The 25,804-nt window shown below is 33.4% G+C and carries 25 protein-coding genes; 19 read left to right on the forward strand and 6 right to left on the reverse strand.

Features of this window, described 5'->3' with window-relative positions:
- Positions 1–259: 259 nt before the first annotated feature.
- Positions 260–1,066 carry an ABC transporter substrate-binding protein gene (locus tag ACRASX_RS00695; protein WP_432222084.1) on the reverse strand — a complete coding sequence of 269 codons (807 nt, stop codon included), beginning with the start codon at positions 1,064–1,066 and terminating at the stop codon, positions 260–262.
- 57 nt (positions 1,067–1,123) lie between these two features.
- Positions 1,124–1,942 carry an orotidine-5'-phosphate decarboxylase gene (gene pyrF / locus ACRASX_RS00700; RefSeq protein ID WP_432222085.1) on the reverse strand — a complete coding sequence of 273 codons (819 nt, stop codon included), beginning with the start codon at positions 1,940–1,942 and terminating at the stop codon, positions 1,124–1,126.
- A gap of 155 nt (positions 1,943–2,097) precedes the next feature.
- Between pyrF and ACRASX_RS00705 the strand changes: the two genes are divergently transcribed.
- From ACRASX_RS00705 to ACRASX_RS00755, 11 genes are all read left to right on the forward strand, one after another.
- Positions 2,098–2,571, forward strand: a complete 474-nt coding sequence (locus tag ACRASX_RS00705; protein WP_066309808.1) for a Dps family protein — start codon at positions 2,098–2,100, stop codon at positions 2,569–2,571.
- 97 nt (positions 2,572–2,668) lie between these two features.
- A complete protein-coding gene (locus tag ACRASX_RS00710) occupies positions 2,669–2,854 on the forward strand; it encodes a CsbD family protein (RefSeq protein ID WP_066309810.1) in 186 nt (61 codons plus the stop codon).
- A 174-nt stretch (positions 2,855–3,028) separates the two neighbouring features.
- The gene (locus ACRASX_RS00715) at positions 3,029–3,583 is read left to right on the forward strand and encodes a helix-turn-helix domain-containing protein (RefSeq protein ID WP_432222086.1); all 555 of its coding nucleotides are present in this window, start codon (positions 3,029–3,031) and stop codon (positions 3,581–3,583) included.
- 16 nt (positions 3,584–3,599) lie between these two features.
- On the forward strand, positions 3,600–4,049 hold the full coding sequence (locus ACRASX_RS00720; protein WP_066309816.1) for a response regulator: 450 nt from the start codon (positions 3,600–3,602) through the stop codon (positions 4,047–4,049).
- A 27-nt stretch (positions 4,050–4,076) separates the two neighbouring features.
- On the forward strand, positions 4,077–5,861 hold the full coding sequence (locus ACRASX_RS00725) for a sensor histidine kinase (RefSeq protein ID WP_432222087.1): 1,785 nt from the start codon (positions 4,077–4,079) through the stop codon (positions 5,859–5,861).
- A 149-nt stretch (positions 5,862–6,010) separates the two neighbouring features.
- On the forward strand, positions 6,011–6,583 hold the full coding sequence (locus ACRASX_RS00730; protein ID WP_432222088.1) for a hypothetical protein: 573 nt from the start codon (positions 6,011–6,013) through the stop codon (positions 6,581–6,583).
- 22 nt (positions 6,584–6,605) lie between these two features.
- Positions 6,606–7,238, forward strand: a complete 633-nt coding sequence (locus ACRASX_RS00735) for a porin family protein (protein ID WP_066309822.1) — start codon at positions 6,606–6,608, stop codon at positions 7,236–7,238.
- Between the two features lie 38 nt (positions 7,239–7,276).
- A complete protein-coding gene (locus ACRASX_RS00740) occupies positions 7,277–7,429 on the forward strand; it encodes a lmo0937 family membrane protein (RefSeq protein ID WP_157492675.1) in 153 nt (50 codons plus the stop codon).
- A 54-nt stretch (positions 7,430–7,483) separates the two neighbouring features.
- Positions 7,484–7,774 carry a YtxH domain-containing protein gene (locus ACRASX_RS00745; protein ID WP_432222089.1) on the forward strand — a complete coding sequence of 97 codons (291 nt, stop codon included), beginning with the start codon at positions 7,484–7,486 and terminating at the stop codon, positions 7,772–7,774.
- 39 nt (positions 7,775–7,813) lie between these two features.
- Positions 7,814–8,173, forward strand: coding sequence for a phage holin family protein (locus tag ACRASX_RS00750; protein WP_066309826.1), 360 nt, complete (start codon positions 7,814–7,816; stop codon positions 8,171–8,173).
- Between the two features lie 30 nt (positions 8,174–8,203).
- Positions 8,204–8,539 carry a hypothetical protein gene (locus ACRASX_RS00755; protein ID WP_066309828.1) on the forward strand — a complete coding sequence of 112 codons (336 nt, stop codon included), beginning with the start codon at positions 8,204–8,206 and terminating at the stop codon, positions 8,537–8,539.
- A 287-nt stretch (positions 8,540–8,826) separates the two neighbouring features.
- Here ACRASX_RS00755 and ACRASX_RS00760 read toward each other — a convergent pair whose 3' ends face one another.
- Both ACRASX_RS00760 and prfA read right to left on the reverse strand, forming a co-directional pair.
- Positions 8,827–10,158, reverse strand: coding sequence for a DUF5723 family protein (locus ACRASX_RS00760; RefSeq protein ID WP_432222090.1), 1,332 nt, complete (start codon positions 10,156–10,158; stop codon positions 8,827–8,829).
- Positions 10,159–10,292: 134 nt separating this feature from the next.
- On the reverse strand, positions 10,293–11,369 hold the full coding sequence (gene prfA, locus ACRASX_RS00765) for a peptide chain release factor 1 (RefSeq protein ID WP_432222091.1): 1,077 nt from the start codon (positions 11,367–11,369) through the stop codon (positions 10,293–10,295).
- A 411-nt stretch (positions 11,370–11,780) separates the two neighbouring features.
- Here prfA and ACRASX_RS00770 point away from each other — a divergent pair, with 411 nt between their 5' ends.
- From ACRASX_RS00770 to ACRASX_RS00790, 5 genes are all read left to right on the forward strand, one after another.
- Positions 11,781–13,631 (forward strand): ATP-binding protein, encoded by a 1,851-nt coding sequence (locus ACRASX_RS00770; RefSeq protein ID WP_432222092.1) that lies wholly within the window; start codon positions 11,781–11,783, stop codon positions 13,629–13,631.
- A 421-nt stretch (positions 13,632–14,052) separates the two neighbouring features.
- On the forward strand, positions 14,053–16,344 hold the full coding sequence (locus ACRASX_RS00775; protein WP_432222093.1) for a DNA topoisomerase 3: 2,292 nt from the start codon (positions 14,053–14,055) through the stop codon (positions 16,342–16,344).
- A 206-nt stretch (positions 16,345–16,550) separates the two neighbouring features.
- A complete protein-coding gene (locus tag ACRASX_RS00780) occupies positions 16,551–17,030 on the forward strand; it encodes a DUF6265 family protein (RefSeq protein WP_432222094.1) in 480 nt (159 codons plus the stop codon).
- 293 nt (positions 17,031–17,323) lie between these two features.
- Entirely contained in the window at positions 17,324–17,551 is a 228-nt protein-coding gene (locus ACRASX_RS00785; protein ID WP_432222095.1) for a hypothetical protein, read from the forward strand.
- A 113-nt stretch (positions 17,552–17,664) separates the two neighbouring features.
- Positions 17,665–18,987, forward strand: a complete 1,323-nt coding sequence (locus ACRASX_RS00790; protein WP_432222096.1) for an APC family permease — start codon at positions 17,665–17,667, stop codon at positions 18,985–18,987.
- Between the two features lie 64 nt (positions 18,988–19,051).
- On the opposite strand, the gene ACRASX_RS00795 is transcribed toward ACRASX_RS00790, so the two are convergent.
- On the reverse strand, positions 19,052–21,685 hold the full coding sequence (locus ACRASX_RS00795) for a valine--tRNA ligase (RefSeq protein WP_432222097.1): 2,634 nt from the start codon (positions 21,683–21,685) through the stop codon (positions 19,052–19,054).
- 163 nt (positions 21,686–21,848) lie between these two features.
- Between ACRASX_RS00795 and ACRASX_RS00800 the strand changes: the two genes are divergently transcribed.
- Positions 21,849–22,235 (forward strand): DUF1573 domain-containing protein, encoded by a 387-nt coding sequence (locus ACRASX_RS00800; RefSeq protein ID WP_066309849.1) that lies wholly within the window; start codon positions 21,849–21,851, stop codon positions 22,233–22,235.
- Between the two features lie 42 nt (positions 22,236–22,277).
- Here the strand turns inward: ACRASX_RS00800 and ACRASX_RS00805 are convergent, their stop codons facing one another.
- Positions 22,278–23,606, reverse strand: a complete 1,329-nt coding sequence (locus ACRASX_RS00805) for a PDZ domain-containing protein (protein WP_432222098.1) — start codon at positions 23,604–23,606, stop codon at positions 22,278–22,280.
- Positions 23,607–23,717: 111 nt separating this feature from the next.
- On the opposite strand from ACRASX_RS00805, the gene ACRASX_RS00810 reads away from it, so the two are divergent.
- Positions 23,718–24,911: a pyridoxal phosphate-dependent aminotransferase gene (locus ACRASX_RS00810; protein WP_432222099.1), complete on the forward strand. Its 1,194-nt coding sequence runs from the start codon at positions 23,718–23,720 to the stop codon at positions 24,909–24,911.
- A gap of 191 nt (positions 24,912–25,102) precedes the next feature.
- Positions 25,103–25,774: a GTP cyclohydrolase I FolE gene (gene folE / locus ACRASX_RS00815; RefSeq protein ID WP_432222100.1), complete on the forward strand. Its 672-nt coding sequence runs from the start codon at positions 25,103–25,105 to the stop codon at positions 25,772–25,774.
- The last annotated feature ends 30 nt before the right edge of the window (positions 25,775–25,804 follow it).

Consider the following 25,804-nt stretch of genomic DNA (forward strand, 5'->3'; position numbering starts at 1 on the left):
ATAAATAAAATTGATTATTATTATATTTTGATAGTAAAAATTTATTGTTGCTCGTGTATAAGTATTTAATCATCAAATTATAATTGTTAACGAATCTTCAACAAACTAATAACATAACCTTAACAGCAAGACATATATAATAGTTAGATATTTGCAGTGTAATAAACTGGTTATTTATTATTTTGGTTTTGGTTAGTTAAATGATTGCCCGCAAATCTTCACAGAATTGCGGGCTTTTTTTTGGTGAAAACCCCAACATTTAAGCTTCTAGTCCCAGTCGCCGGTGCATTTGCTTAAAGTATGGAAATGCTTTTACTAAACGACTCCCAAACCAAGAGAACATTTCTCCATCTACAAATATAGTTTTGGCGTGATGCGTAAAGCGTCCAATTTCTATAGCATCTTCTTCCTTAAATGGATACGGTTCTGACGAAAGTAAAATAACTGCAGGATCACCTTCTTTCTCCATTTTTTCGAGATCTATTTCAGGATATCTGCCTTTGTTCTCGTAAATATTAGTAAAGTGATTTAATTTTAGTAATTCAGTAATATAATTAGAAGAACCTGCGACCATGTACGGCTGTTTCCAAATAAAATAAGCAGATCTTCGAATTGGAAAGTCTTCAATGAATTTCTTAAAATCTTCTAATCCGTACGCAATTTTATCATTCCACTTTTGCGCTTCGGTCCTTCTATTAAATATTTGACCAAAATCACTGATCATCTGAAAATTATCTTCGATAGTCAAAACATCGGTTACCCAAACGATGCAAATTTCTCTCAGACTTTCAACAATTTCCTTGGTATTTTCTTCTTTGTTACAAATGATGATGTCAGGCTGTAGCAATCTGATTTTTTCTAAATGTATTTTTTTTGTTCCACCAACGCTTTTCTTGGTCGATTTAAGGTGATAGGGATGTACACAGAACTTAGTAATGCCGACAATTTGATCTTCTAAACCTAAATCATACAACAGCTCTGTCTGAGAAGGAACCAATGATATAATTCGTTTTGGCGTCTTATCGAAAGTATGTAAAGTACCGATTTGATCTGTTAATTCTTTCAAGAGTATTTTTTAATTTTATCTGTAATTTAAATTTTGATTTTAAAACCAATATTTAATCTATCTATAATTCATGATCATTTCCATTTCCTGCTGCACTTTCAATGCCTCTTCTCTTGCTTTTTGTGCAAAATCAGTTCCATTTGAAGCATATATAATCGCTCGCGCTGAATTAACTAATAAGCCAATTTTATCAGTCATTCCGTATTTACACACTTCAGCCAAGCTTCCGCCTTGAGCGCCAATTCCTGGAACTAATAAAAAACTATCGGGAACAATTTTTCTAATTTCTGCAAAATATTCTGCTTTGGTTGCACCAACGACATACATTAAATTTTGACTGTTATTCCATGTTTTAGAGGTTTCCAACACATGTTTATACAGTTCTTTTCCGTCAATAAGTTTCGTCTGAAAATCAAATGCTCCTTCGTTTGAAGTCAATGCCAACATAATTGTATGTTTATCTTGAAATGCCAAGAAAGGTTCTACAGAATCTTTACCCATATAAGGTGCGACCGTAACGCTATCAAAACTTAGATCTTCAAAAAATGCTTTGGCATACATACTTGATGTATTGCCAATATCACCACGTTTGGCGTCGGCAATGGTAAAAATAGTAGGATAATTTTCGTTGATATAGGTAATCGTCTTTTGCAAAGACATCCAACCTTTTAACCCATACGCTTCAAAAAACGCAGTGTTGGGTTTGTAGGCTACTGCTAGATCATGCGTCGCATCGATTATCGCTTTGTTGAATTCGAAAATAGGATCTTCTGTACGTAATAAATGAGCTGGAAGCTTAGCTAAATCAGGATCTAATCCAACACATAAAAATGATTTTTTTTGAAGTATTTGTTCGTGAAGTTGTTGTGTAGTCATGTTTTACTATAAAAAATTGTTTAGCAAAATTACAAAAATATAAGCAATGAAAAAGGATCAATATTGAATTCCTATAACATCTAGATTGAATTGTGTAAAGCATTAAGTGCTATGTATTTCTACCTTTGAAAAACAACATTCAAACAATAAATATTATGAAACCAAATATTGGAATAGCACCAAAAGATCTTAAAAAAAGTGCATCACATTTAACTGTATTATTATCAAACGAAATGACATTATATGTAAAAACAAGAAAATTTCACTGGAACATTTCAGGAAATAGTTTTATGGAAATACATAAATTGTTTGAAGGACAATACGGCCAATTAGAAAAGGTGATTGATGAAGTTGCAGAACGAATTAATCAATTAGGTGAAAAAACAATTGGTACAATGAAAGAGTTTGCGGATAATGCAACTTTAAAAGAATCACCAAACGTTTATCCTTCGCAAAAAGAAATGCTTGCTGAATTGCTAGACAACCACGAACATATAATTACTGAAATCAGAGAATCTCTTCCTGTTTATGAAGATGAAGCGAATGATGCAGGTACAACAGATTTCGTTACTGGAATCATGCAGCAGCACGAAATGATGGCTTGGATTATTAGACGTTATTTAAGCTAAATGCAAATCTTACAATCTATTATTAAAATAATGTAACGCTCTTCAACTTCTCAATGAGTAGCTTTACTGTATCAATTAACACTAAATATATATTATCATGAATACTACAGGAATCAAAGGAAACTGGAATGAATTGAAAGGAAAATTAAAACAACAATATGCAGATCTTACAGATGATGATTTATTGTACGCTGAAGGAAAAGAAGATGAATTATACGGAAGACTTCAGCAAAAATTAGGAAAATCTAAAGACGAAGTACAAAAGCTGATTTCAGATTTGTAGGCCTTTTTTGTTCCAATAAAATACCGTCTGGTTTAAATATCCCAGGCGGTATTTTATTGTTTTTTTTTTTAAATACCTGAAAATTAATCCCTTTGAGAAGTATAATACTTCTTATAAATTCATTAACACTATTCTAAAAAATATTTTAATTATCTTTATCCATATTTGTACACTATGAAGCTATTTATAAAGTTTGATATTAACACGATTTGCTCACTTTTCTTAAAGGAAAAGTTAGAACAAATTAACGTGGATTTTTCTACAATTGGTTTTGGCGAGATTGAACTTAATCAATCTGTCTCAATTGAACAACTTGATACTATTAAAAAACAATTGGAGCCTTTTGGTTTTGAAGTAGTAGAGAATCAAAAAAGTGTTTTGGTTCAAAAAATAAAAGATGCCATTATAGAGATGGTGTTTATGGATGAAAATGAGAACAACTTAAAAAGTTCCGTATATTTGTCTGAAAAATTAAACCACAGTTATGGGTATTTGTCTAATGTGTTTTCCGAAGTAACCTATTCTTCGATAGAAAATTTTATTATTATTCAAAAAATTGAGCGTTCCAAACATCTTATTTTAATTGGCGAAATGAGTTTAACAGAAATAGCGTTTTTACTAAACTATTCGAGCGTTGCTCATTTAAGTACTCAATTTAAAAATACCACTGGAATAACACCATCGGCTTTTCAACGAATTATCAAGAAACGTCGCGAAAATTTAAACTAACTTAATTTTATATTAGATGCAAAAGGACGCATTACACATTTTACTTGCTGATGATGACGAAGACGATCGTTTGTTTTTCAAGGACGCTTTTGAGGATATAAAAGTGCAAACAAAAGTAAATTTTGTTCACGACGGTTTACAATTAATGGAGCATTTACTACAGCCAGATGTGGTCTTGCCCGACGTATTATTTCTGGATTTGAACATGCCTAAAAAAACAGGAAAAGAATGTTTAATCGAGATCAAGAAAACACCTCATTTAAAGCATCTGATTATTGCCATCTACTCTACTTCGTCTTCTGAAGAAGATATTGAAGACACATTTGTACAAGGCGCCAACATTTACATTAAAAAACCAAGTGATTTTAATACACTAAAAAAATTGATCAACGAGGTAATTACTCTAAACTGGCATTATCACACGTCGGGATTGAACCGTGATAATTTTTTGTTACGTTTAAAATAATTTAGCTTATTAAAATCTGACTTACCAATGAGACGCATACTCAATTTTAATTCCTTCAATTTGCTGCGAGTTATTTTTGTAATAGCCGTTTTCATTTTGTTATTCATCTCTTCAATTTCGTACAAACACAATCGCGATACGCATGAGTCAAGTAAATTGCTCATGCACGCGTACGAAGTAAACATTCAGTTAGAGCGTTTAATCTCTAATGTTAAAGATGCCGAAACTGGACAAAGAGGTTTTATTATTACCAAAAATGAGCGTTACCTTGCTCCGTACAACTTCTCCAGAGATAAAGTCAATAGAACCTTTATCGAATTACAAAAGCTTAATACCGACAATGCCACACAAGAACGAAATCTAAAAAATCTTTTTGTGCTGATCAATAAGCGTTACGATTGTTTTGAAGAAACACTAAAATATAACAGCGTCGAAAACTTTGATAAACGACGACTTGAAAATTCTCTTTTTAAAGGACGAATTTTAATGGAAAACATTCGTTTTCAAGTAGATTCCATGAAGGACATCGAAAAGAAATTTTTAGAGCAGAGCCAAAAGAATTACGATAACGAAATTTCCCTCACACCTCTCTTTTCTATTTCTGTATTTCTGGTAGCACTTGTTTTAATAATACTTTCGTACCGACAAATCAATCGCGACATCGAACGCTTGAAAGTGTCGAACAAGAAATTGCTAATTTCTACTCGCTTAATGGACGATGCCGAGAAAATTGGTAATTTTGGCACATGGCAGTGGGACCTTAAGAGTGATCGAGTTCACTATTCTGACAATCAGTTTAGATTATTGGGGTTTAAACCGTGCGCTTTTGTGCCCGAAAAAACAACGTTTATTCAATTTGTGCACCAAGACGACAAGCAAGCGGTGCAAGCATCGATGATTGAAATTGTTAAAAAGAAAAAATTACCCTTACTATATTATAAGGTTGTACGTCAAGACGGAGCCATAAGACATTTTAAATCTATTGGTAGACTTTTGGTAGAAAATGAAGAAGGTCAAATACTTCTTGGAATCTCGTTTGATATAACTGATGAACATGATCAGAATATTGAATTATACCAACGCAATAAAGAATTAGAAGCTAGTAATCAAGAATTAGCCTCCTTTAACCATGTTGCCAGCCACGATTTGCAAGAACCTCTACGTAAAATTCAAACTTTTATATCCCGCTTTTCCGAAGAAGACAAGGCTGCTTTATCAGCTAGAGCAAATGAATATCTCAGCAAAATTGATTCTTCTTCTAAAAGAATGCGTGTACTTATAGATGATTTGCTTTTATTCTCAAGAACCAACACTACCAAGAAAGAATTTATAAAAACCAATTTGAATCTAGTACTAAAAAATGCAAAGGCAGAGCTTGCAGAGGTAATTGACGAAAAGAAGGCAACTATATCTTCAGAAAAATTGCCGAAGTTAAAAGTCATACCTTATCAAATAGAACAATTGTTTATTAATATGATTGGAAACTCGTTAAAGTATAATAAAGCTGAAATAGATCCTGTTATTTCAATTTCATATACAAAAACAAACTCCAGTGATTATCCCAATTTCCTAAATCATAGTATCAAGAAGTATCATAAAATTACTTTTACCGATAACGGAATGGGATTTGACCCACAATTTAAACACAGCATCTTTGTTTTATTTAAACGACTGCATACTAAAAACGATTATCCTGGAACTGGAATTGGTTTAGCAATTTGTAAAAAAATAGTTGACAACCACAACGGTCACATTACGGCCGATAGTAAACTAGGCGAAGGCGCGTCATTTACGGTATTTCTGCCCGAATAAAGGCTTATTTTAAGGTCTTTCAAAATCTTCTCAAAACGTTATATAAAACCCACAATGGAAATTATATAACGTTTCTTTTTTATGCTGTAAAGGAATTCTTCCCTTCTCTTCGCATCTTTGTAATGTAATAATCAACAAAGCAAAAGAGAATGTCATTAGCTAATAAACAATCTCAAAAAATATTGATTTCGCAGTTTGTCTTTACAGTTCTTATTTGTTTAAGTTCTTGTAAAAAGGAAGAAACTAAAACCGCTGACATAAAAAGGCATGTTCAAAATTTTAGAAATTCAAAATCAGCTGATGCAAGTAATTTGGTAGAATTGGCGCGAATAAGTAAACAAACACTCGAGACAAATAAAGAGTTAGGTTTAGAGAGTTCAAATAATAGAGTAATTAATTTTAGTACGGTGATTATAAAAAACCAAACTGAATTTTTAGAAGAGATTACAAAAACAGCCAGTTCAAAATTAATTATTATAAACGGCATTTTTAAGAAGGAAAAAAGTACAGATACATTAAATAAAGATGCTTTGTATTTCGATTTGATCGAAAGAAATATAGAAAAAGAAATTTCGCTTTTACAAACGATAAAACGAGAAACAACAGACAAGGAAATCAGTTTATTTGCTTTTACGAGTTTAAAAAAACAGAATAGAATTTTAGAAATTATAAGACGATTTAAATTAATAATATTAAACAACGAGAATACGCAAATTAAATAAATACTATAAAATAATTATCATTATGAAAAACAGAAACATTAAATATGCGTTAGCAGCTCTATTATCTTTGAATTTAGGAGTAGTTATGGCTCAAAGTTATGATAGCGGAAATCCAGAATTTGGTATCAAAGGGGGAATCAATGCTTCAAATCTATATTCTACAGACGCTGACGATGAAAACATGTTAGTCGGTTTTAATGCTGGTTTATATGCAAGATTGCCTATTACAGATAATATCGCTTTTCAACCAGAATTGCTTTATACAACTAAAGGATCAAAAGTTGAATACAACAATGCTTTTGCTAGTGGAGATGTAAAATTAAAATTAGATTACATTGAATTACCATTGCTTTTTAAATTCAATTTAACTGAAAACTTTAATATTCAAGCAGGTGGATATGCTTCATACCTGGTAAACTCGAAAGTTAAAGGTGAAGGAGCAGTTAACTTTGAAAGAGATGTAACTGATAATTTACAAAAATTTGATGCAGGTTTAGCTGCAGGAGTTGGAGTTGACTTTAATCCAGTAAGTGTAGGATTACGTTATAACTACGGATTAACAGCTATTGGTAAAGAAAGCAACACTGCAATACCAAATGCATTTCAAGACGCAAAAAATAGTAGTTTTAGCTTATATGTAGCATATAAACTATAATTAACAATTCAATAAATATTAATTAAAAACATAACATCATGTCAAACTTATTATACACAGTAGCAGTAATCCTAATTATTCTATGGGCTCTTGGGTTCTTTGTTTATAGCTTAGGAAGTATTATTCATATCTTATTAGTTATTGCAATTATTGCAATCCTATTCAGATTGATTAAAGGACGCGAAATCTAAAAAATAGAAAAAACAATAATAAAAATTTAATAACAATCACTAAATAAATACATTATGAAAACAAGTAACACATTATTAGGAATATTAGGAGCAGCAGCAGTTGGAGCAGTAGTAGGAGTTTTGTTTGCACCTGAAAAAGGATCAAAAACAAGAAAAAAAATCGCTGATAAAAGTAAAGGTTGCTCAGAAGATTTGAAAGAAAAATTGAACGAATTTGTAGGTTCACTTTCAGAAAATGGAAAAGAAATGCTAGCTAGCGGAAAAGCAAAATATAATGAATTAAAAAGTGACGTTCGTCAAGACATCAGCGATGCAAGATCTGATATCAAAAACGCTACGAACTAATTGATTACAAAATAAGAACTATCATTAAAATGCACAAAAATGGAAACTAACACTTCAAGAACGGAATTGCTTTTTGACAAGGCAGAAACATATGCCAAAACAAGTTTAGAATTAATTAAACTTAAATTGGTGTCTAAATCTGCTGATGCACTGTCATCATTGACTTCTCATATTGCCATTGGCGTTCTTGCAGTGTTTTTTAGTTTCTTTTTGAGCATTGGTTTAAGTTTATGGATAGGAAAAGAATTGGGAGAACCCTTTTTAGGATTCCTAGTTGTAGGAGGTTTTTATTTTTTAATTACTGTTTTGCTTTTTCTAAATAGAAGAGCTTGGTTGCGAGTTCCAATCGGACAGCTAATCTTATCTATTTTATTGAAAGAAGATCAAGAGGAAAAGTAATATTTTTTTTAAAACTAAAAAGTGAAAACTATGAGACCAAATTATTCAATAGACGATTTAAATATTGATATTAAACTTTTAGAATTGCGCCAAGGACAAGAATGGGACGAACTAAAAGATCAAATTCAACTGACCAAAGAAAGCCTTAAACCAATGCGTTTAATTAAAAAAGGTCTAGGTGAATTTAATATTAAAAGTAGTGGAAGCAAAGATATTTTAAGCACAGTGCTAAGTATCGGAGCGGGATATTTGAGCAGCAAACTTGTTGTTGGCAAAACCCAAAGTACTTTTAAACGCTTTTTAGGAAGCATGGTTCAATTAGCCGTTGCTAATTTTGTTACCAAAAAGACAGCTGTAGACCACTAAAAGGAGCTCTGTTAGCTAGTTATCAACCAATAAAACAACAGTCATGAAATCTATTAATGAAATAGTAATCAAAAGTGGCGTCGCTATATATTCAAATTATTTTAACTTTTTTGAATTCACACGAGTATTTTTAGGTATCTAATGCCATCATACGTTCTTTTTAAAACGGTTGGTGCGTTAATAACCTTCACTATATAATTTTTAATACTTGAAAAGTAGTATTAAAATCAGTCTCAAAAAAAGGGGCAATTTTCAAATGAAAATTGCCCCTTTTATATTAGGAAAAACTACTTATAATTTTGGTATACCGGAATTTTTAAGCCAACATACATATTAAAAGCTTTAGAATTATTCGAAAGTAAGTTCGAAATAATAGAACCAGATCCTATAAATAATGGCCCAGCTCTAAATCCAGTACCTACTTGCGTTCCGCTGTATTCCATCCAAGTAATTGGAACATAAAAGCTAAATTGTCTAATTTCAAACCGAGGCGTAAAACTAACTGAATTTCCTAAAGTTGTACCATTTAATTTTTCAGCATCTACTAAGTCAAAATCACCGCTCAGATTCAAGTAAAATTTGTTGTTAATATTCCAATCGAAATTGGTATGAAAAGCAGTAGGTAAATTGGCCTTTACCCCTTTTCTAGTTGCTACCTTGGTATAATATGAGTCAAAAAATTTAAAGATATCATCTGACTCATCAATATCATCTTGCGTAATTCTTCCGGTTAGATCATAACTATTTTCAACAGCATTTTTATAATTTAATTTTCCAATATCAGTTACTGACATAGCTGCTTTAAATTTATATCTGTTCCCTTTACACGTGTGACAGAAGGTACGGTATTCATAAGTAAACCCCAAGTCTAAACCAATTCCTGCCGAAGAAGCGTCAAATTTAGGATCGTCACCATTGTCATAATCATAACTCGCAGCTGTTTTTAAAGTTCCTGTCGAATAAAACTCGCTTAAACTTGGATTAACTTCATTTTTATTAAAAGCCACTTCTATTTCATTTCCTTGAATGTAGCCGTTGATTCCTGCCATTAAATATTTTAAAGTTAAACCTCCTTTAATGAAGTGATCTTCTTTATCTAAAAGAACAGTAGCATAGCTTGCACCAATTTCGGCCCAAGAGTTCGTTACCGCATTGGGACTTCCGCCTTGAATTAGGAAGTTATTAGAAAATTCGATGTCGTTATTCAGTTCATCAATAAGTTCTCCGTTAACATTGATAAAATTGGTAACCGAGCGTACTCTCGAAAACAAAGCGACACTATGCAAAGGTGTGATATTCATCATAAAAGATGGCCCCATTACATCTAGGTTAATCACCGCGTTATTAGTGAATTTAATGTTTGTACTCGCTTGATTTTCAAAATCATAATCACCGCCAATTACGTCAGCAAATTGCACACCATACAAATCATTAGATCCGCTCCCACTAACCGAAAAAAGGGTAATATCCGACCTATACTTAGAATCAACAATAGCCGAAGGATTGAACAATGCTGCCTGTATTCCGGCATAACCGTCATCTCTAAATCCAAAGTACGATTGTGCTTGTGCAGCGAAACAGCTTCCTACGAAGCACATTAGTAGTAAAGTTCTTTTCATGTGTTAGGTTTAAATTGGTTTATAATGGTTGTTATTGTATTGTATTTTAAATGCACTTAAAATTATAAGGCATAAAAAAAATCTTAATTAATGTGTACTAATTAAGATTTTTTAATGATTCAAAAGCGATGTTTTTAAAATACTTCGCTAGCTTCTTTTAATTTTTCGGTATTGTTCACCAACTGAAGTTCGCTTACAATTTTATGAATATCACCATTCATGATATTTCCCAAATCGTATAAGGTTAATCCAATGCGGTGATCCGTTACACGACCTTGCGCATAATTATAGGTACGAATTTTTGCAGAACGGTCACCCGAGCTAACTTGCGACGTTCTTTTGGTCGCATCTTCTGCTTCTTTTTTGGCCAATTCCTGCTCGTACAAACGAGAACGCAAAACGCCTAAAGCTTTGTCTTTATTTTTATGTTGCGATTTTTGATCTTGACATTGCGCCACTAAACCAGTCGGAATGTGCGTTAAACGAACCGCCGATTTGGTTGTATTCACCGATTGTCCACCAGGACCTGACGAACAGAAAAAGTCAACACGAACATCGTTCATGTCAATCTGTATATCAAACTCTTCTGCTTCTGGCAAAACCATTACAGTAGCCGCCGAGGTATGCACACGACCTTGCGTTTCGGTTTGCGGTACACGCTGCACGCGGTGAACTCCTGCCTCAAACTTTAAAGTTCCGTAAACATCTTCACCAGTAACTTCAAAAATAACCTCTTTAAAGCCACCTGAAGTTCCTTCATTCATGTCTACCACGGAGGTTCTCCAACCTTGGTTTTCGCAATATTTTGTATACATACGAAACAAATCTCCTGCAAAAATACTTGCTTCATCCCCACCTGTTCCGGCGCGAATTTCAACCATAACATTTTTTGCATCCTCTGGATCCTTCGGAATCAACAAAAACTTTATTTCCTCTTCCAATTCTGGCAATCGATCTTTGGCTTCATCCATCTGCATTTTGGCCATCTCCACCATATCAGCATCACTACCATCTGAAATTATTTCGTTTGCCTCCTCAATATTTGCCATTAATAGCACATATTCATCGCGCTTTCCAGCCAATGCTTTCAAGTTTTTATATTCTTGGTTCAACTGTACGTAACGTTTTTGATCTGAAATAACATCGGGCTGAATAATCAAATCCGAAATTTCGTCAAAACGTTGCTTTACTATCTGAAGTCTATCTAACATCTTTATTTCCTTTATTGGAGTGCAAAATTACAAAATTTTTATTAAAAGATTTAAGTTTCAAGTTTCCAATTTTTTAGGAGCTAGATCCTGCTATCCACTTGTATCTTTTTATTCGCAAAAAAAACGAATAAAAAGGATACCGTTGCTATCAGGGCTATAGGTCTTTCTTAAAGTTGAGGGTTTTTAAATGCTATAAAAGAACTATTTTATCAAGTAGTATTTTGATTTATAACTATCCTAATCAGCAATAGAAAACGTATTTCTAAACAAATAGATACCTAATATTTTAACTATAACGCTATAATTAACAAGTAATTATACTTAAAATTCAGTACGTCATTTTTCGAAAATAAATATAAAAATAACGGAACGACTTATACTACCTTTGACATCCTTTTAAAAATTGTTTCTATGTCTAAAATGAATGCTATTGATACTGATACTAACGATAATCAGGCTGCTGAATTACTAATTGCTAATAAAAATTTAGCATTACAAATTATTGAGACAAAAAAGCGAGAAGCAGAATTAGTTATCGCTAATGCTGAACTTGCGTTGCAAAATAGCGAAAAAGAAAATCGCGCCGCTGAATTGATCATTGCCAATAAAGAGTTAGCCTATCAAAATCAAGAAAAGCAGAAAAGAGCTGAAGAATTAATTGTAGCAAACACCGAAATAAAATTTCAAAATAAAGAAAAGGAAAAGCGCGCAGCCGAATTAATCATTGCAAATCAAGAATTAGCCTTCCAAAATCAGGAAAAGCAAAAACGTGCAGAAGAATTAATTGTAGCGAATACCGAACTCAAGTTACAAAACCGAGAGAAGGAAAATCGTGCAGCCGAATTAATCATTGCAAACCAAGAACTAGCCTACCAAAATGAAGAAAAGCAAAGGCGAGCAGAAGAATTAATTGTAGCTAACACGGAACTGGAATTTCAAAATAAAGAAAAGGAAAATCGTGCAGCCGAGTTAATCATTGCGAATCAAGAGCTAGCCTACCAAAATCAGGAAAAGCAAAAACGCGCAGAAGAATTAATTGTAGCAAATACTGAGCTTGAGTTTCAAAATAAAGAAAAGGAAAATCGGGCAGCCGAATTACTCATTGCAAACCAAGAGTTGGCTTACCAAAATCAAGAAAAGCAAAAACGCGCAGAAGAATTAATTGTTGCGAACACGGAACTGGAATTTCAAAACAAAGAAAAGGAAAATCGTGCAGCGGAATTAATCATTGCAAATAAAGAATTAGCCTACCAAAATCAAGAAAAGCAAAAACGTGCAGAAGAATTAATTGTCGCTAACACTGAACTTGAGTTTCAAAACAACGAAAAGGAAAATCGTGCAGCTGAACTAGTCATTGCAAATAAAGAACTAGCATTTCAAAATCAAGAAAAAGAAAAACGCGCCGCTGAATTGATCATTGCAAATCAAGAACTAGCTTATCAAAATCAAGAAAAGCAACAGCGAGCTAACGAATTAGCTATTGCCAATAAAGAACTTAAGTTTCAAAATAAGGAGAAAGAAAAAAGAGCGAACGAATTGTTAATTGCACATAAAGAAATTCAATCCTTTACCTATATCTCTAGCCACGATTTACAAGAGCCGTTGCGAAAAATTCAATCTTTCTCTGGAAGAATTTTTGTCGAAGAATATGATAATTTATCTGCCATGGGTAAATATTATGTCGAAAGAACAAAACTTTCTGCATTGCATATGCAAACACTCATCAATGACCTACTTGCCTATTCTAGAACCAATACAACGCAACGAAAATTTATCGTTAGTGATCTAAACGAAGTAGTGCGTGAAGCGCTAGAAATGTTAAAAGAAGACTTACTTGATAAAGACGCCGACATAGACATTCAAAACTTGTGCGAGGTAAATATCATTCCGTTTCAGTTTCGCCAATTGGTCCAAAATTTAGTTAGCAATTCACTCAAATTTTCTATTCCAGGACAAAAGCCGCAAATAGCTATTAAAAGCAATTTTATCAAATACGACACCAACAGTAATTCTGATTTTAAACTAAAGGCAGACCATTACCACATTACGATAAGCGACAATGGAATTGGATTTGAAAATCAATATCAAGACAGAATTTTTGAAATTTTTCAGCGTCTGCACGATAAGAAAGAATATCCTGGAACTGGAATTGGACTAACTATCGCAAGAAAAATAGTTGAAAATCATAATGGAATTATTACTGGTGAAGGACAAACAAATCAGGGCGCAAAATTTGATATTTATATTCCTGCACAACAGTAATTTTTTACAAAAAATTATCAAATTTAATCTGGTTGTACTGGTACAGTTATTTTTTAAATGTATACTTCTTGATCGTTGTTTTTACTAAATATTTGATTCTACAATAATCAAATATTTAAATTTTAAATGCCTTGCAAAGTCTTCTAACTTTGCAAGGCATTTATAAATAAGTTTTAAAAATTGATATTATAAGTAACGTTGTCAATCTACTCCGAGATATTTCTGCGTGGTCGAGAATGATAGAGATAAGGCATTGCATTTGCTGCCTTATTTACTACTATTTTACACCCTTAAAACTGTAATTCTTTCGCCCTTTTGTTATCATTTACTTTTAAAGCTAAATAACATTTCCCCTCTCAACAAAAGTTTCCATACCAATTTCTAAATTCTTAATTTGCAACTTCAAATTTAAACGAAAAAAATGAAGGTCTGTATTGCCGAAAAACCAAGTGTAGCACGCGAAATTGCATCCGTTTTGGGCGCAAATACCAAACACGATGGCTATTACGAAGGCAACGGTTATGTAGTTACCTATACTTTTGGACATTTGTGTACCCTTAAGGAACCGAATGATTACAAGCCACATTGGAAAAGCTGGGATTTGAATAACTTACCCATGCTTCCAGAAAAATTTGAAACCAAAGTGGTTCCAAATGCAGGCATCGAAAAGCAATTTAAAATTATCAAAAAGCTATTTGACAAAGCAGATTTGGTCATCAACTGCGGGGATGCTGGACAAGAAGGAGAACTCATCCAAAGATGGGTGATGAACGAAGCCAAATACAAAGGAGAAGTGCAACGCTTGTGGATCTCTTCGCTAACAACTGAAGCGATAAAGGAAGGTTTTCAAAACTTAAAACCATCGGCCAATTACGATAATCTATACTACGCCGGTTTTTCTAGAGCGATCGGCGACTGGCTATTGGGTATGAATGCCACGCGTTTGTACACGGTCAAACATGGCGGTTACAAACAAGTGCTGTCTATTGGTCGCGTTCAGACACCAACGCTCGCGATGGTGGTGGAACGTTTCAAGGAAATCGAAAATTTTAGACCCCAACCCTATTGGGAATTACAAACTTTATATAGAGAAACACTTTTTAGCTATGAAGAAGGTCGTTTTTTAAATAAAGAAGACGGCGCTCTTTTGGCCAATAAAGTCAAAGAAAGTGAATTCGAAATTATTTCCGTTGACAAAAAAAACGGAAATGAATATGCACCTAAGTTATTTGATTTAACTGGATTACAAGTGTATTGCAATACCAAATTTGGATTCTCTGCAGATGAAACACTTAAAATTGTACAAACATTATATGAACAAAAAGTGGTCACTTATCCCAGAGTAGATACCACATTTTTACCCAATGATGTGTATCCCAAAGTTGCTGGTATTCTGAAAAATTTGACTAATTATGCCCAACTTACAGCACCGCTTTTACAGAAAAAAATAAAAAAATCTGCGAAGGTTTTTAATGATAAAAAAGTAACGGATCACCACGCGATTATTCCAACGGGTGTGCAAAGTAATTTGCAGTACAATCAGCAGCAAGTTTATGATATAATCACAAAACGCTTTATTGCAGTTTTTTACGATGATTGTTTGGTCGCAAATACTACTGTAATTGGTAAAGCTGCCGATGTTACTTTTAAAACTACAGGAAAAGAAATCTTAAAAAAAGGATTCCGTGTCGTTTTTGAAGATCCAAACGCCAAAGAAAAAGAAGCCGATTTGCTACCCAGTTTTGTTGTCGGAGAGAAAGGTCCTCACGAACCATCGTTTTTAGAAAAAGAAACCAAACCACCGAATCAGTTTACAGAAGCGACCTTATTGCGTGCTATGGAAACGGCTGGAAAACAAATCGACGATGAAGATTTGCGTGAGTTAATGAAAGAAAATGGCATTGGTCGTCCGTCAACTCGAGCGAATATAATAGAAACGCTATTCAAACGGCAATATACCGTTCGAAACAAAAAACAAGTTCTACCAACGCCAACTGGAATTCAACTTATAGAAACCATTCAAAATGAATTGATCAAGTCGGCCGAACTTACAGGTTCTTGGGAGAAACAATTGAAAGATATCGAAAAGGGCACCTTTACCGCTGGCGCTTTCATTAAAAATATGAAAGCAATGATTGAAGCATTAGTTTTGGAAGTACGAAGCGAAACCAGACATGCTAATATTTCCCATGCCGGAACTAGTAAAAAAGAAGTTGCTAAAGTGGAGAAAAAGAAAGCAGCCGGAATTTTGGCCGAAGTTTGTCCCAAATGTCAAAAAAATACGCTGATCAAAGGCAAGGCTGCTTATGGTTGTGGCAATTACAAATTAGGTTGCACATTTGTACTTCCTTATACTTTTGCAGAAAAGAAAATATCCGAAAACCAATATTTGAGATTGCTTCAAAAAGGGTCGACGGTAAATTTAAAAGATTTTAAAACCAAAAATGGTGCTGTAGAAGGTCTGCTTCGATTTGATGAAAATTTTGAACTTGTACTAGAACCAAAAAAGTCTGTAGCTAAAGTAACGCCAGATCAATTGAGCTGTCCAAAGTGCAAAAAAGGAACAATTCTTAAAGGAAAAACGGCTTACGGCTGCAGCAACTACAAAACAGGCTGTGAATTTAAAGTGACTTTTGATGTCGTTCGCGCAAAAATAAAAGATCAAAAACCGACCAAAGAATTGGTGCACGCCATTTTGCTTGAAAGCCTTTAAATTCGACTTACAAATTCAATAATTTATATAAATTGAACTTATTCTACATCAGTAATTCTAATCGTAAAACCTCTAAATCACACCATAGATCGATCAAATTACTGACTGGTTTTATTTTTAATTTTTGGATAAACTAAAAAGAAACACTATTACTATTTTTTCTACATTTGCTCTGGTTTTCGTTATTGAATTAACTCCGAAAAAATATGAAAAAAACAGTTTCATGGCTTGCATTGTCAGTACTTGTCGTGGCTTGCCAAAAAGAAGTTTCATTTGATCAGAATGAAATAAAAAAAGTAGAATGGCTTATTGGAAACTGGGAAACTCAAACCGAATTTGGTGTGTTGTCTGAGTCTTGGAAAAAGATAAATGACAGTACCTTCAGCGGAAAATCGCATTTTATAAATAATACTAAAGACACGGTTCATCATGAAAGTATCGTATTGAGTGAAAAAAATGAAAAATTAATGTACCAAACGATAATTAAGGGAGAAAACGACGATGAGCCCATTTCATTTCCGTTGGTTTCTTTGACTGAAAATACGTTGGTTTTTGAAAATAAAAACAATGAATATCCTCAAAAAATAACGTACATCAAAAAAAGCCCAACTTCAATTGTTGCCTTAATTTCGGGTAAACAACAAGGAAAAGAAAGTAGTGAAGAATTTACTCTGATAAAAAAATAATTCAAACTTTCATAAAATATAACCTCAAATACAACCTGCATCCAAATAATTTGGTGCAGGTTTTTTTATTAAAATAATTCAAAAAAACTTTTTATTTCTATAGCGCATACAAGTCAAGCGTAAACGAAGATGAAAAAAAATTCGAAGTAGCTTTTTAAAATGGAAAAGATACCACGGGTTAAATTCTGTTTTAATTCATAAAACAGATTATCAAATAAAGGATTAAAAATATAAATCAATAAGCTTTAGATATTCTTACGAAAACTCTGAAAGTTTTAGAGATGTTGTTAAAAATGAACGATAGTACAATAATGCTTCCTTTTTGTTTGCTGTATCAGATAATTGCTGTTGATAACTACGTTACTCTAGATGTATCTGCTGGTTACGACTGGCAAAAATTCTCGCTTTTATGTAAATTATCTAACAGTACCAATGAGTTGAATTACACTATTCACGAAAATTACAGCGCAAACCCAATTGCGCCACGACAGATTATGGCAATACTGAGATATAAAATCTAAATTTTATTTTTTTTGAATTAAATAAGTCCAAAGCTTTTATTTTGCAAAAGAACGTAGAAGATAGTTACTTTTGCAAACTCAAATTTATAGCTTCATTAAAATAAAATCAAATAATGGCCATTACTAACAAGAACCAATTGCGCAAAACATTAGGGCTAAGTTTTAATATTGCGATGCTAATTGGCGGAACTATTGGAGTTGGAATTTTAAGAACTCCTGGAACAATAGCCGGTCTGTTAGAAAACTATTGGCTTATTATTGCTTCGTGGGTTTTTGGCGGAATATTTGTTTTAATTGGTGCTAACTCCTACGCAGAACTAGCGACCATGTTGCCTAAAGCCGGAGGTTCCTATAATTACATCAAAAGAGCTTTTGGTGAGTATGCTGGTTTTTTGTCTGGCTGGTTTGATTATATAACCAATGCAATTCCGCCAGCGTTTTATTGCATTGTCATTAGCGAATATCTTATTATTTTATTTCCTCAACTGTACAATTATTCGGCTGAAATCTCGATTGCGCTATTACTAATTTTTGTTCTAATACATTTGAGTGGTGTAAAAAATGGTAGCTCTATTCAAAAGATAACAAGTTTTATAAAAGTTATTTGTTTTGTCGCTTTGGTTATCGCTTGTTTCTTGTATTCTGGTGCTAAGCTTCCTCCTATCCAAAAAGACAATTCTTTTTTTCAAATTGGATTACTGTTTGGGTTATTTAAATCATTACAACTCATCATCGGCACCTACAATGGTTGGAATAATGTTTGCTTTTTTGCAGAAGAAAACGACAACCCAAGTAAAGATATTCCGCGTTCTTTATATAGTGGTATTATACTAGTAATCGCGATTTATACTTTATTAAATATTGCTTTTTTTTATGTTTTACCAGTAGAGACTTTAGCAGAATCAAACCTTGCTGCTGGAGACGTAGCTAATATTATATTTGGAAAAAAAGGGGCAATAATTGTCACTGTAATTTCTATTTTTTCTCTACTGAGTATCTTAAATGCTTTTATGATGATTCCTCCACGAATTTTATACGGATTAAGTAGAGATGGTTTTTTTACTACAAAAGGGACGTTAGTTAATAAAGGCGGAACGCCAATTGTGGCTCTTTTAGTTTCATCTTTATTTAGTTTGTGTCTGATTTTTATGGGTTCTTTTGAAGTTTTATTTTCATTTGCTGCCTTTACGTCTATAATTGTTTGGCTATTAGCTTACTTCTCTCTTTTGAAATTAAGAACTAAAGAACCCAATTTACCGAGACCCTATCGTTCTATTTGGTATCCATGGAGCACTATCATTGTAATTATTGTTTCTATCGCTTTATTACTCGGGTTTATTTATAGTGACACTAAAAGCTTTGTTATCATTCTAGCAATGGTGCTTATTTCCTATCCTTTGTTTTTGATCTTAAAATCAAGAAATAGAGGAAACTAAAAAAAGAAACCCGACCATTATAAAAGAGGTCGGGTTTTGTATTTAAACCAATATTTTAATTTGCTTATTTTAATCCGGCTAAACTTTGCTCAATTGTAGCAATTTTTGCTAAAGCATCCGATTCTTTTTGTCTTTCGTTGGCCAGCACTTTTTCTGGTGCACCGGCAACAAATTTTTCATTTGCTAATTTTGATTGAACCGCTTTTAAGAAACCTTGTGTGTAAATCAACTCAGCGTTCAACTTTGCAATTTCAGCCTCTACGTCAATACTTCCAGAAATCGGAATGAAATATTCGTTTGATTTTACTCTGAAAGAAAGTGCGCCATCAACTTTATCTGCAACATATTCAAAGTTCGAAATATTTCCTAATTTAGTTACAATAGTATCAAAATAAGTCGACACCTTATCGTTATTGATTGCTTTCAACTCGATTGCATCTTTAAAAGGTATGTTCTTGTCTTTACGAATGGTTCTAATTCCAGAAATTACTTCGATAGTCGACTCAAAATCAGCAATTAAACTGGCATTAAAAGGTTTTATTTCTGGCCAAGTAGAAACAATTAATGCTTCTTCAGCCGTTCTTACAGCAATGTGCTGCCAAATTTCTTCGGTTAAGAAAGGCATGAACGGATGCAATAATTTTAGATTGTTTTCGAGCATCTCAATCGCCTTATCAAAAGTGATTTTATCAATGGGTTGTTGGTAAGCCGGTTTAATCATTTCTAAAAACCAAGAGCAGAAATCGTCCCAAACCAATTTATAAATTCCCATTAAAGCTTCTGAAATTCTGTACTTTTCGAAGTTGTCTTCAATTTCAATTAAAGTTTGTTGCAATTTAGCTTCATACCATTCAACCGCTACTTTTGATGATTCTGGCTGCGGAATCGTTTCCGAAACTTCCCAGCCCTTTATCAATTTAAAGGCATTCCATATTTTATTGGTAAATCCTTTTCCTTGGTTGCATAGTTCTTCATCAAACATAATGTCGTTTCCTGCGGATGCGCTCAACAATAAACCAACACGAACTCCATCAGCTCCAAATTTTTCGATTAAATCTAATGGATCAGGAGAGTTACCTAATGATTTAGACATTTTACGACGCTGCTTGTCGCGAACCAAACCAGTTAAATACACATTAGTAAATGGTTTTTTATCAGTGTATTCGTATCCTGCAATAATCATTCGCGCTACCCAGAAAAATAAAATATCTGGACCAGTTACTAAATCATTTGTGGGATAATAGTATTTAAAATCTTCGCTTTCTGGATCCATTATTCCTCCAAAAACAGACATTGGCCACAACCAAGAAGAAAACCAAGTATCTAAAGCGTCCACATCTTGTCGTAAGTCTGCAGTGGTAAGATTTGAGTTTGCCGTTTTTTCTTTAGCTATAACCAAAGCGTCTTCTATATTTTCAGCCACGACAAAATCTTCTTTTCCATCGCCATAGAAATACGCAGGAATTTGTTGTCCCCACCACAATTGGCGAGAGATATTCCAATCGCGAATATTGTTCAGCCAGTGTGCATAGGTATTATTAAAACGTGCTGGATGTAATTTTATGGCACCATCTTCTAGTACCGATTTTATTGCAGGCTTAACTAAGTCTTCCATTTTCAAAAACCACTGATCTGATAATCTTGGCTCGATTACCGCTTTAGTTCTTTCTGAAGTCCCTACTTTGTTTAAGTGGATCTCGGTTTTTGCCAAAGCGCCAATTTCTTCTAACTCTTTGGCTATTTCGTCACGAACTACAAAACGGTCTTTTCCTTGATAATGCAAGCCAAAACTGTTTAATGTAGCATCTTCATTAAAAATATCAACGATTTCAAGATTGTGCTTTTCTCCTAGTGCTTTATCATTCATATCGTGTGCAGGGGTCACTTTCAAACAACCTGTACCAAATTCAATATCTACATACTCATCTTCGATAATCGGAATGATACGACCACAAATTGGCACAATTGCATTTTTGCCTTTCAAATGCACAAAACGCTCGTCGTTTGGATTGACACAAATAGCTGTGTCTCCAAAAATAGTTTCAGGACGTGTTGTTGCAATAGTTAAAAATTCTTCCGAACCTTCAATTCTATAATTCAGAAAATACAACTTCCCGTTTTGTTCTTCATATATAACCTCTTCATCAGACAAAGTTGTTTTTGCTTCTGGATCCCAGTTTACCATACGGTATCCACGGTAAATCAATCCTTTATTATACAAATCAACAAAAGATTTAATAACAGATGCCGACATGTCAGGATCCATAGTAAACTTTGTACGTTCCCAATCGCAAGAAGCGCCTAATTTTTTAAGTTGCTCTAAAATTACACCTCCATACTTATCGGTCCAATCCCAAGCGTGCTTCAGAAACTCTTCACGAGTTAAGTCATTCTTGTTAATTCCTTCCGATTTTAATTTCGCTACCACTTTGGCTTCGGTCGCAATAGAGGCATGATCGGTTCCTGGAACCCAACAAGCATTAAATCCTTTTAAACGTGCTCTGCGTATTAAAACATCTTGAATGGTATTGTTTAGCATGTGTCCCATGTGTAAAACTCCCGTAACGTTTGGCGGAGGAATTACAATGGTATATGGTGTTCTATGGTCCGGTTTTGAATGGAAATAATTATTTTTCATCCAATAGTCGTACCATTTATTCTCGATAGTTTTAGCGTCAAATTGTGCTGGAATACTCATAAAAAAGCAACGGTTTAGAACCAAAAAATATTTGGTTTGATTTTTGTAATTTATACTGTTAGCAAAAGTAAATAATTAAAGTACACTATAAAAAGAGAATTAATAAATTGTGTATTAATTAAAACAAAGTACATTTACTAAATAACCTACAAAATTAAAAATGATGAAAAAAGCAGTCACATTACTAACAATTTTACTTGTTAGCGCCATAGGATTTGCTCAAAATAATCCGAAGATTAGTTTTGCTGCCTCAGACAATACAATTGATTACGGAAAAGTGGAAAAAAGTAGAGACAACGGCATTCGTTCTTTTGAATTTACCAATACTGGAGATGCACCTTTAATGATTACATCGGTACAATCTACTAGTGGTATAACGATTGTTTCTCATCCGTCAGTTGGAATTATGCCAGGAAAATCAAGCAAAATTGAAATCAAGTACAATATGGCTCCCGGTCCCATTAGAAAAACTATTACGGTGGAGTCGAATGCTACAAACTGTCCCGAAGGCCGAGTAGCTTTAAAAATTAAAGGCGAAGTGGTTAACTAAAACTAAAAAAGCCTCTTGATAATCAAGAGGCTTTTTTTTATTTTAGAGCTCATCAATTAATTCAAATTTAAATTTCAGAGTTCTATTGTTCCGTTCTACTTCCATAACAATGTATTTACCCCCTTCAGATTTTAAAAGGTTGTTGATTTGTTGCAAATTAAAGCGATGAATACTTTGATTATTAATGCTTAAAATAATATCTCCTGATCGCAGTCCTACTTTCTCGGCAGAAGAATTTTTTCGAATAGAGGCTATTTCAAAAATTGGCTTTAATTTAAATTCATACTTAAAATTAATTGTTTTACTTTTTGATTCTTCTTCTGCAACATAAGCAGCTGCAGGAGCTTTTAAACCTACAGTCTCTTTGATCCACTGCAAACCGTTGTGTTGAACGGCAATCCCGCTATGGTTGTACTGAAATGGTTTTTTAAAATTACTGTTCTTTTTCAAATACAATAATTCTTTTTGATAATCTAGTATCACGGTAAAACGATATAAAATTTCTCCGCCGACAGAACCTACACGATCCAAAACCATATTAACATTTCGCACAGAAGCTGTGTCAGGAAATGCGGTTATGGGTTTATTGAACTCAAAATCTCCAATTTTAAACTGAGCAATTTTGGCGCGATATCCTAAAACATCACCACTAAAGCCTTTACCTAAAAAATCTTCAAACTTTTTAGCAGGCAATAGTAAACTGTCATTTTGAAACAACCAAATAGCATCACTGTTACCAATGTCTATTAATAATTTTGACTTCCGCTGCCTCTCATTTACCGAAATATCTGCAACTAAATACGGCTTCGATCTTTCAATCGTAATCGGAATTTTATCAAATTTCAAGAGTTTTCTAGCTTTAACTTTTGCATCGTTAGTATAGACATAAATCTTTCTTTTTTGATAATCGATTTCAACCACATTATCTTGAAACAATTTATAACCAATAATACCATTTACGGGAATGCCGATGTGTGCTGCCAAATTAAAAGATTGATCAAGAATGATAAAAATCGTGTGATTTTTAGACATTAAGCCGTGCGTTTCTAAAATATTGTTAGTCGATTTTAAACCCTCTATAGATTCGTCACTACCTAAACCTTTTAATTTTATTTTTTCAGAATTAAAAAAACTGACCTCTTTTTTATCTTCTAGGCTGAACAAAATTGTTTCAACTACACCCGAATCTAATAAGAAATTGAGCTCTACTCCGTTTACTTTTATCGGAATAAAAACCAGATTATTAATTAGCTTAAAAGGAATAATAGCTTTATCTTGCTGTTTAGGCAGGATAAAATTTTCTTGTGCAACTAAAGTTGTTGTTGCTGATAATAAAAAAAAGAGACAAAAAAACGTTTTGATTTTGGTCATTTCTTATAAAATTACTAAAAATATCACTAATTGACACAAAATTACACATATCAATAAAACTGGTGTTAATTTGGGAAAAAATACGCAAATTTGCACTTCAAAAATTCTAAAATGCTAACAATTTCAAAGAAAGGCAAAAACATGCCAGAGTCGCCGATACGAAAACTTGCTCCTTACGCTGATATTGCGATAGAAAAAGGTCTTAAAGTGTATCATTTAAATATAGGCCAACCCGATATTAAGACACCTGAAAAAGCGCTTGCTGCCATTAGAAATTTTGATGGAGATATTATTGAATACAGTCCTTCTGCAGGTTATGAAAGTTACAGACGGAAACTTGCAACTCTCTATCAATCACAAGATGTAAACGTAAATTTTGAAGATATTCTAATCACTACCGGCGGTTCAGAAGCATTGCTATTTGCATTAGCGGCTATTACAGACCCAGGCGACGAAATCATTATTCCGGAACCTTTCTACGCCAATTACAATGCTTTTGCTACATCCACAGGCGCTACCATAGTACCTTTGACTTCTTCAATTGAAAGTGGATTTGCTTTACCAAGTTTTGATACAATTGATGATTTAATTACACCGAAGACAAAAGCTATTTTAATTTGTAATCCGGGAAATCCAACTGGTTATTTGTATTCTGAAAAGGAAATGCTACAATTGGCTACTTTAGTCAAAAAATACAATTTGTTTTTAATTGCAGACGAAGTCTATCGTGAATTTACTTATGATGGTGATGTTCACCATTCTGTAATGAATTTAAAAGATGTAGAGCCCAATGTCATAATGATTGATTCCGTTTCGAAACGATACAGTATGTGTGGCGCACGTATTGGTTGTCTGGTTTCTAAAAATAAAGAAATAATTGCTACAGTTTTAAAGTTTGCGCAGGCTCGCCTAAGTCCTCCAACCATTGAGCAAATTGCTTGTGAGGCAGCGATAGACACTGCAGATGGATATTTTGAAAAAGTAGTTGATGAGTACAGACAAAGACGCAACACGTTAATAACTGAGTTGGATAAAATTGAAGGTTTAGTCGTTACCAAGCCAAAAGGAGCTTTTTACTGTATCGTACAATTGCCAATTGACGATGCAGAACATTTTGCAAAGTGGTTACTAGAAAGTTACGATTACAATGGAGAAACCGTGATGGTTGCTCCTGCGTCTGGATTTTATTCGACACCAGGGATGGGAATGAATCAAATTAGGATTGCCTACGTATTGGATAGAGAGGAATTAAAAAAAGCGGTTACTGTTTTAAAAGAAGCTTTATTAGTCTACACCAAAAAGTAGTAATTTCAAACTTATACAAAGGCAATAACACTTAAAAGTTATTGCCTTTTTTAGCTTAGATTAAATAATCACGCTAAAAAACTTATTTCAAAGCTTAAACAAGTATTAAAAGTAAATAGGGAGACTAATGTTTCCTATTAATTAATTACCTTTACACGCTTAAAATAGATACCCACAATAATTGATTTTTAATGATAAACGCTAACGATTTTTCAGATGAAATAGGTGACAATCACATTGCCACCAACGCACAAAACCCAGTTAGAGAAGACGCTTTTGACTTATCTGATGATGAAAAAATAGAAAAAATAAAAAAAGACGTCGAAAACATTCTGCAAACTCTAGGAATGGATTTGAACGATGACAGCATTAAAGGGACTCCCAATAGAGTAGCTAAAATGTTCGTTAAAGAAATATTTGGTGGATTAAATCCGCTTAAGAAACCAAGAGCTTCTACTTTTGAAAATAATTACAAATATGGTGAAATGTTGGTAGAAAAAAACATTACACTTTATTCAACTTGCGAGCACCATTTATTACCAATAATTGGTAGAGCTCACGTAGCTTATATCTCAAAAGGCCGAGTAATTGGACTTTCAAAAATGAACCGAATTGTTGAACATTATAGTAAAAGACCGCAAGTTCAAGAGCGTTTAACGATGCAAATTGTTCAGGAATTACAACAAGCATTAGGTACAGAAGATGTTGCTTGTGTCATTGATGCCAAACACCTATGCGTAAATTCTAGAGGAATTAAAGACATCGAAAGTAGTACTGTTACCTCTGAATTTGGTGGTAAATTTAAAGAGGCGCAAACTAGACGTGAATTTTTAGATTATATCAAATTAGAGACGAAGTTCTAAAAACCTACAAAACGATTATTTTTTATCCTT

Source organism: Flavobacterium sp. TMP13 (genome assembly GCF_050847115.1).
Lineage (GTDB): Bacteria > Bacteroidota > Bacteroidia > Flavobacteriales > Flavobacteriaceae > Flavobacterium.

What these genes read in the sequence shown, in the direction of transcription:
- ACRASX_RS00725 (WP_432222087.1), top strand. Translation starts at nt 4,077, where the DNA reads ATGAGACGCATACTCAATTTTAATTCCTTCAATTTGCTGCGAGTTATT.
- ACRASX_RS00735 (WP_066309822.1), top strand. Translation starts at nt 6,606, where the DNA reads ATGAAAAACAGAAACATTAAATATGCGTTAGCAGCTCTATTATCTTTG.
- ACRASX_RS00805 (WP_432222098.1), bottom strand. Translation starts at nt 23,606, where the DNA reads ATGACCAAAATCAAAACGTTTTTTTGTCTCTTTTTTTTATTATCAGCA.
- ACRASX_RS00760 (WP_432222090.1), bottom strand. Translation starts at nt 10,158, where the DNA reads ATGAAAAGAACTTTACTACTAATGTGCTTCGTAGGAAGCTGTTTCGCT.
- folE (WP_432222100.1), top strand. Translation starts at nt 25,103, where the DNA reads ATGATAAACGCTAACGATTTTTCAGATGAAATAGGTGACAATCACATT.
- ACRASX_RS00710 (WP_066309810.1), top strand. Translation starts at nt 2,669, where the DNA reads ATGAATACTACAGGAATCAAAGGAAACTGGAATGAATTGAAAGGAAAA.
- ACRASX_RS00740 (WP_157492675.1), top strand. Translation starts at nt 7,277, where the DNA reads ATGTCAAACTTATTATACACAGTAGCAGTAATCCTAATTATTCTATGG.
- ACRASX_RS00800 (WP_066309849.1), top strand. Translation starts at nt 21,849, where the DNA reads ATGAAAAAAGCAGTCACATTACTAACAATTTTACTTGTTAGCGCCATA.
- ACRASX_RS00715 (WP_432222086.1), top strand. Translation starts at nt 3,029, where the DNA reads ATGAAGCTATTTATAAAGTTTGATATTAACACGATTTGCTCACTTTTC.
- ACRASX_RS00810 (WP_432222099.1), top strand. Translation starts at nt 23,718, where the DNA reads ATGCTAACAATTTCAAAGAAAGGCAAAAACATGCCAGAGTCGCCGATA.
- ACRASX_RS00750 (WP_066309826.1), top strand. Translation starts at nt 7,814, where the DNA reads ATGGAAACTAACACTTCAAGAACGGAATTGCTTTTTGACAAGGCAGAA.
- ACRASX_RS00745 (WP_432222089.1), top strand. Translation starts at nt 7,484, where the DNA reads ATGAAAACAAGTAACACATTATTAGGAATATTAGGAGCAGCAGCAGTT.
- ACRASX_RS00790 (WP_432222096.1), top strand. Translation starts at nt 17,665, where the DNA reads ATGGCCATTACTAACAAGAACCAATTGCGCAAAACATTAGGGCTAAGT.
- prfA (WP_432222091.1), bottom strand. Translation starts at nt 11,369, where the DNA reads ATGTTAGATAGACTTCAGATAGTAAAGCAACGTTTTGACGAAATTTCG.
- ACRASX_RS00780 (WP_432222094.1), top strand. Translation starts at nt 16,551, where the DNA reads ATGAAAAAAACAGTTTCATGGCTTGCATTGTCAGTACTTGTCGTGGCT.
- ACRASX_RS00705 (WP_066309808.1), top strand. Translation starts at nt 2,098, where the DNA reads ATGAAACCAAATATTGGAATAGCACCAAAAGATCTTAAAAAAAGTGCA.
- ACRASX_RS00730 (WP_432222088.1), top strand. Translation starts at nt 6,011, where the DNA reads ATGTCATTAGCTAATAAACAATCTCAAAAAATATTGATTTCGCAGTTT.
- ACRASX_RS00720 (WP_066309816.1), top strand. Translation starts at nt 3,600, where the DNA reads ATGCAAAAGGACGCATTACACATTTTACTTGCTGATGATGACGAAGAC.
- ACRASX_RS00770 (WP_432222092.1), top strand. Translation starts at nt 11,781, where the DNA reads ATGTCTAAAATGAATGCTATTGATACTGATACTAACGATAATCAGGCT.
- ACRASX_RS00795 (WP_432222097.1), bottom strand. Translation starts at nt 21,685, where the DNA reads ATGAGTATTCCAGCACAATTTGACGCTAAAACTATCGAGAATAAATGG.
- pyrF (WP_432222085.1), bottom strand. Translation starts at nt 1,942, where the DNA reads ATGACTACACAACAACTTCACGAACAAATACTTCAAAAAAAATCATTT.
- ACRASX_RS00755 (WP_066309828.1), top strand. Translation starts at nt 8,204, where the DNA reads ATGAGACCAAATTATTCAATAGACGATTTAAATATTGATATTAAACTT.
- ACRASX_RS00785 (WP_432222095.1), top strand. Translation starts at nt 17,324, where the DNA reads ATGAACGATAGTACAATAATGCTTCCTTTTTGTTTGCTGTATCAGATA.
- ACRASX_RS00775 (WP_432222093.1), top strand. Translation starts at nt 14,053, where the DNA reads ATGAAGGTCTGTATTGCCGAAAAACCAAGTGTAGCACGCGAAATTGCA.